The 6,301-nt window shown below is 65.5% G+C and carries 6 protein-coding genes and 1 pseudogene; 3 read left to right on the plus strand and 4 right to left on the minus strand.

Annotated features, from left to right (window positions below; genetic code table 11):
* Positions 1-395, plus strand: a pseudogene (locus Q4C89_RS08710) (pyruvate dehydrogenase (acetyl-transferring), homodimeric type); the annotation flags it as partial.
* Positions 396-578: 183 nt separating this feature from the next.
* The gene (gene aceF, locus Q4C89_RS08715; RefSeq protein WP_303102216.1) at positions 579-2,336 is read left to right on the plus strand and encodes a dihydrolipoyllysine-residue acetyltransferase; all 1,758 of its coding nucleotides are present in this window, start codon (positions 579-581) and stop codon (positions 2,334-2,336) included.
* A gap of 84 nt (positions 2,337-2,420) precedes the next feature.
* Here the strand turns inward: aceF and Q4C89_RS08720 are convergent, their stop codons facing one another.
* From Q4C89_RS08720 to Q4C89_RS08735, 4 genes are all read right to left on the minus strand, one after another.
* Complete coding sequence (locus Q4C89_RS08720; protein WP_303102217.1) at positions 2,421-2,753, minus strand: hypothetical protein; 333 nt, start codon at positions 2,751-2,753, stop codon at positions 2,421-2,423.
* A 28-nt stretch (positions 2,754-2,781) separates the two neighbouring features.
* The gene (locus Q4C89_RS08725; protein ID WP_303102218.1) at positions 2,782-3,744 is read right to left on the minus strand and encodes an ATP-binding cassette domain-containing protein; all 963 of its coding nucleotides are present in this window, start codon (positions 3,742-3,744) and stop codon (positions 2,782-2,784) included.
* 86 nt (positions 3,745-3,830) lie between these two features.
* Positions 3,831-4,691 (minus strand): ABC transporter permease, encoded by an 861-nt coding sequence (locus Q4C89_RS08730; RefSeq protein WP_303102219.1) that lies wholly within the window; start codon positions 4,689-4,691, stop codon positions 3,831-3,833.
* Positions 4,684-5,388 carry an ABC-2 family transporter protein gene (locus Q4C89_RS08735; RefSeq protein WP_303102220.1) on the minus strand — a complete coding sequence of 235 codons (705 nt, stop codon included), beginning with the start codon at positions 5,386-5,388 and terminating at the stop codon, positions 4,684-4,686. Before Q4C89_RS08735 ends, Q4C89_RS08730 begins: the two co-directional genes overlap by 8 nt.
* Before the next feature lie 222 nt (positions 5,389-5,610).
* On the opposite strand from Q4C89_RS08735, the gene Q4C89_RS08740 reads away from it, so the two are divergent.
* Positions 5,611-6,156, plus strand: a complete 546-nt coding sequence (locus Q4C89_RS08740; protein WP_303102221.1) for an adenylate kinase — start codon at positions 5,611-5,613, stop codon at positions 6,154-6,156.
* Positions 6,157-6,301 lie beyond the last annotated feature (145 nt).

Here is a 6,301-nt window from a genome sequence, read left to right on the forward strand (position 1 = left end):
CCAGCTACAAGGAACTGCACCAGGACGCGCTGGCGGTGCAACGCTGGAACATGCTGCACCCGCAGGAGACGCCCCGCGTGAGCTACGTGGCGCAGCAGCTTTCGGCTGAAAACGCCCCCGGCGTGCTGGTGTCGGTCAGCGACTATGTCAAGCTCGGCGCGGACGGCCTGAACGGGCACCTCGACCGCAAACTCTGGACGCTGGGCACCGACGGCTTCGGGCGCAGTGAGGCCCGCGAAGAACTGCGCGACTTCTTCGAGGTGGACGCCAAGCACGTCGTTCTGGCGACCCTCTACGCCCTGCAACGTGACGGGCAACTCGGCGGCGACGTGGTTGCCAAAGCCATCGCCGACCTGAAGATCGACCCCGAACGCGCCGCCCCGACGCTGCGCTGAACCCCACCCCTCAGTCAGCTTTGCTGACCGCTCCCCTTGAAAGGGAGCCTGATGGCCTGCCTCCCTTTCAAGGGGAGGTGCCCCGCAGGGGCGGAGGGGTCAAACGGGGCTGTGCCATCCTTTTAACGCGAGTGAAATCAGCTTCCTCCTCCAGTCTCTCACCCTTCTCCAAAGGAGACAGAAATGCCAACTGAACTCAAACTTCCCGACGTAGGCGACAACATCGAAAAAGGCACCGTCGTCAGCGTTCTCATTAAACCCGGCGACAGCGTCACCGAAGGCCAACCCATCATCGAACTCGAAACCGACAAGGCCGTCATCGAAGTGCCTGCAAGTGCGGCGGGCACCGTCGAGAGCGTGGCGGTCAACGTGGGCGACAGCGTGCAAATCGGCGCGACCCTGGCGACCCTGGGCGGTGAAGCTGGGGGCGGCGCGGCGGCTCCCGCTTCGCCCGCTGGTGGCGGCGGCGACCAGGCTGCCAACGTTGAGTCCACTCCCGCAGGCGGCGCAGGGGACGCCAACCGCCGCGCCGAGGCCCAGCAAGACAGCCAGAAGGAGCAGGCCGGAGCCGCCGCCAGTGCGCCCGCCGCCAGCCAGGGCAGTCAGAATCAGGGCGGCAGCCAGCAGGTCACACTGCCCGACGTGGGCGACAACATCGAGAAAGGCACCGTGGTCGCCGTGCTGGTCGGGGAAGGCGACACGGTGAGCGAAGGCCAGCCCGTCGTCGAACTCGAAACCGACAAGGCCGTGGTCGAAGTGCCCGCCAACGCCAGCGGCACCGTGCAGAGCGTGCAGGTCAAGGTGGGCGACTCGGTGAAAGTGGGCGGCGTGCTGCTGACCCTGAGCGGCGGCAATAGTGGCGCTGCGGCGGCTCCAGCGGCTCCGGCCCAAGCCGAAAGCCAACCCGAAAAAGTCGCCCAGGCCCAGCAGGACAGCCAGAAAGAGCAGGCCCAGCCCGCCGGTGCGCCCCAGGCCCAGGCCAAAGCCCCCACGCAGAGCGGCACCCAGAACCCGCAGACCTTCGACGGACGCCCGGTGGTACCCGCCGCGCCCAGTGTGCGCCGACTGGCCCGCGAAATCGGGGTGGACATCCACGCGGTTCACGGTACGGGGATCGCCGGACGCATCAGCGAGGAGGACGTGCGCCGCACCGCAGGCACGCCCAGCGTGGAGGCCCAGCCCACCGCCAGCGCCCCGAGTGCGCCCCAGGCCGCGCCGCTCCCCGACTTCAGCAAGTGGGGCAACGTGCGCCGCGAAGACATGTCGGGTATCCGCAAGGCCACCGTTCGCAGCATGACCACCGCCTGGACGACCATTCCGATGGTCACGCACTTCGACAAGGCCGACGTGACGCTGATGGAAGAAACCCGCAAACGCTTTGGCGAGCGCGTGGAAAAGGCGGGCGGCAAGCTGACCATGACCCACATCCTGATGAAGGTGGTCGCGGGGGCGCTGCCCAAGTTCCCCAAATTCAACGCCAGCCTCGACCTGGGGGCCGAGCAGGTCGTCTACAAGGACTTCGTGAACATCGGCGTAGCAGTGGATACTCCGGTGGGCCTGCTGGTCCCCGTGGTCAAGGACGCCGACCGCAAGAGCATCACCGAACTGGTGCTCGACCTCTCCGAACTGGCAGGCCGCGCCCGCGAGCGCAAGCTCAAGCCCGACGAAATGCAGGGCGCGACGTTTACCATCTCCAACCTCGGCGGCATCGGCGGGCACGCCTTTACGCCCATCGTCAACAGCCCCGAAGTCGCCATCCTGGGCGTGTCGCGTGGCGGTATGGAACCGGTGTGGAACAAGGAAAAAGGCGAATTTGAGCCGCGCAATATGCTGCCGCTCTCACTCACCTACGACCACCGCCTGATTGATGGGGCCGACGCTGCCCGCTTCCTGCGCTCCATCTGCGAGGCGCTGGAAGACCCCTTCCTCATTTCGCTCTGAGATAAGCAAGCGGGCCAGGAGCTTGCACAGGGGATGAAGTTTCCCGCTTCGGTGGAGCTTCATCCCCGAATTGTTTTGGCACCTTCAGAACTCTGTCCAGGGTGAAGCCGACCCGCTGCGCATCAGTATCCAGACCACCAGCGCCACAGCTCCCAGCGAGAGCAAGGCGGGCCAGATGAAGTCGATTCCCGTCAGTGCGCCTGCTGCCGCCGCCGAATCTATGCGCGCCCAGCTTTTCATCAGCAGGTAGGGAATAAAAAACATAGACATTGGGCTTGTTGACCTCTTGCGCCACAGCACCAGCAAAAGCAGCAGTGCCCCGACGATACCCAGTTCGCCTCCAAGTTGCCCAGCCCAGCTCTGGGCGTGCAACGCGGTATCCAGGCCATAGCCCACGAGAATGAGTAGGGTCAGCAAGCACACCGCCAGAGTGAAGGGATGACGTTTAGGGCGGGTGGGCAAGGGCCGCTCGGCTGAACTCATGACCCCAGTACGCCCCCCCCGACAGCAAGTTCCCTTCATAAATCCGCCGCACCGTCGCCTCCACATCCGGCTCCTTGACGGTGATGTCACGCACCGGGGCCAGCGCCGTGACTGCCGCCATCGGCCCGGCAGCCGACCCACGAAAGCCGTACCGCAGGCGTGGGCCATCACTGGCAAGCAGCGTGAGGCCCGCCACCTCGGGTTGCGCGGGCGTTTCCTCGAACTCCACCCACAGCTCGCGCTCGCCGCCGTAGCGGGCTTGCAGGTCGGCCAGCGGCCCGTCGAAAAGCAGCCGCCCCGCGTCAATCATCATCACCCGCCTTGCGAGCCGTTCCACGTCACCGAGGTCGTGGGTGGTGAGTAGCACCGTGACGCCCCGCTCGGCATTGACCGCCCGCACGAATTCGCGGATGCGTTCCTTGGCGACCACGTCCAAGCCCACCGTCGGCTCATCCAGAAACAACAGTTCTGGGTCGTGCAGCAGCGCGGCGGCGAGATCGGCCCGCATTCGTTGCCCCAGTGACAGCGAACGGGCGGGTGTGTCCAGAAACGGCCCCAATTCCAGCAGTTCGGTGAATTGCGCCAGATTCTCGGCAAACCGGGTGGCAGGCACGCGGTAGATGTGGCGCAGCAGTTCCAGCGACTCGCGCACGGGCAGGTCCCACCACAGCGTCGTGCGCTGCCCGAACACCGCGCCCAGCCGGGCCACATGCTGCCGCCGCTGCTTCCAGGGCACCAGCCCGCCCACCGTGACTGTGCCACCGTCGGGCACCAGCAGCCCCGTCAGCACCTTGATGGTGGTGGACTTGCCCGCGCCGTTCGGTCCCAGATAGCCCACGATTTCGCCGCGTGGAATGTCGAAGGAAATGTCGTGAACGGCGACCTTGCGGGCAAATTGTTTGTGAAGGTGATGGACGTGAATCATGGTGGCTCCTTTCAGTCGCCGCAGATGGCTAAAGGCAGATGGCAGATGGCTTTTCGCTTTTGGCTATCTGCCATCTGCCTTCTGCATCAACTTCCCGTGCCCACATATCGCCGCACCCCCACCCGCCAGAAGCCGAAGCCCAGCGCCAGCATCAGCAGACCAGCGGGCAGCGGCAGGAACGCGGCCCAGCCGGGCAAACCGTCGGGCAGGGGGCGGCCCAGCAGGTGCAGCACGGGAAAATAAGAGAGAAACGCGGCGGGCAGGACATAGGTAAAGGTCTTGCGGAGAAACGCGCCGTAAATGTCCATCGGGTAGGAAATCAGCGAGCGGCCCCCATAGGTCAGCACGTTCATGGCCTCCACGCTTTCCACCGTCCAGAAGGTCAGCGTGCCGCCGATGACGAACAGGCCACCGAAAAAGGCGATCAGGCCCAGCAGTGACCCCAGCAGCAGCCCCACCGTTTCCAGCGTGAAAGGCAGGTGCAGCCCGCTCAGCGCATAGCCGACGATCCCCAGCGCCAGCAGCACCCGCGAGACGCGCCGCAGAGCAAAGTCCGACCCGAACACTTGCAGCGCCAGTGGCGCGGGCCGCAGCAGAAAGGTGGAAAAACTGCCGGTGCGGACGTGTTGCGACAGGTTGGGGGCGTCGAAACCGCCGAACAGCAGGTCCATGACCACAAAGCCCAGTTCGGCCAGCCCGTAGAGCAGCGTGATTTCGGGCAGACTCCACCCGCTCAGCCCCCCGAAACGCGGCAGCACCAGCACGAAGGCCATGTACTCGGCAAAGGTAATCAGCGCGGCGGCGAGGGCGTCCAGCGCGAAGGACACGCGGTAGACCTGCTGGGAACGCATCTGGGCGCGGAGAAGCAGGAAGTAGAGGTGCAGATGGCGAAAGGCCGATGGCAGAAGGCTTTCCGGTGTCCTGAAGGGTGAGGGGTCTTTATCCACCAGCGACCTCCAACCGCCGCAGCCCACGCCGCAACACCCAGGCGCACAGGCCGAACAGCACCAGCGTCCAGCCCGCTTGCAGGGCCAGTGCCGCGCCCGCTTCGGCTCCGGTTTTCAGGCCCAGCCACAGCTCAACGGTGGTGTTCAGCATCGCTGGAAAAGGCGTGTAGGCCAGCGCAGTTTGCAGCCAGTCGGGAAACAGACGCAGCGGCATCAGGAACCCGCAGCCCAGCCCCAGCAGCACCCAGGCCAGCCGCCCGATACCCACCGCGTCCGGCGACCAGAAGGCCGCGCAGTTGACCAGAAAGCGGTAGCCGAAGCCGCAGGCCCACGCCAGCAGCGCACTCAGTGCGGTCAGAGGCGGGTCGGCGGGGAATCTCGTGCCCCACAGCAGGGCGAACAGCAGCAGCATGGGCAGGCCGCGCAGCACGAACTGACCCGCCGCCCGCCCCGCGTCCTGCGCTGTCCAGAAACCCAGCAGGGACACCGGGCGCAGCAGGTCACTGGCGATTTCGCCCCGGTGAATCGTCCGCATCAGGTCGTACCAGCCGAACAGCGAGAACGCCGCGATAAAGGTCTGCGTGAGGGCCACATACGTCACCGCGTCCGCGCCCGTCAGCCCCGCCACCTGCGGCCTGCCGTCAAAGAGGGCCAGCAGAATAGAAATCCGCAGCAGCCCGAAAAAAAGATTGGTCACCAGTCCCCAGAACGCCGCCCCCAGGTAAGCGAACTGCCGCCGGAAACCGAGCCGAAAAAGCGCGCCGTATAGAGCCAAGTGGCCTACATCCACAACACTCAAGAACCACCCCCTACCCCGTTATGCCGAACAGGAAAGCCGAGCATAGAGGCCAGCGGCGGCGCGGCGGTATAGGCACAATGGCGCATCTGTGGGGGCGCAGCGCTGTGCTGAACTCTGCTCATGCTCCGCATCATCGTCATCGGCACCACTGGCAGTGGTAAAACCACCTTCGCCAAAGCTCTGTCGCGACGCCTCGGTGTGCCGCACGGCGAGCAGGACGCCTGGAACCATGAAGCGGGCTGGCAGATGGCCTCCCCAGAACGCTTTCGCGCCCGCGTGGACGCCTTCACCTCCGGCCCAGCCTGGGTCATGGACGGCAACTACAGCAAGGCCCGCGACATCGGCTGGGCGCGGGCAGATACCCTGGTCTGGCTGGATTACCCGCTGCATGTGGTGATGTGGCGGGCCGTGACCCGCTCTCTGCGGCGCGTCATGACCCGCGAGGAACTCTGGAACGGCAACCGCGAAAGTTGGCGCAACCTGCTCTCCCCCGAAGCCCCGATTCGCTGGGCCTGGACCACCCATCGTCACCGCCGTCAGGAAACGCCTGGCCTGGCCGCCCAGTATCCGAATCTGAAGCTGGTGCGCCTGCGCTCGCCCGGGGAGGCTCAAACTTGGCTGGAGCAGGTGGCAGGGGGTGTGCAGATGCAGATGGCTGATGGCTAAAGGCAGATGGCCCGCTTTGGCTGAAGCTGAAGCAAGCCATCTGACCTCTCCCTTCTGCTCTCCGCATCCTCAATGAACCCGCAACCCTGGCCCCTTTGACCGCACGCCCCCGCGCCCTAAGCTCCCAGGTAATTCACCCCAGGAG

The sequence above is a fragment of the Deinococcus sp. genome, assembly GCF_030523985.1.
GTDB lineage: Bacteria > Deinococcota > Deinococci > Deinococcales > Deinococcaceae > Deinococcus.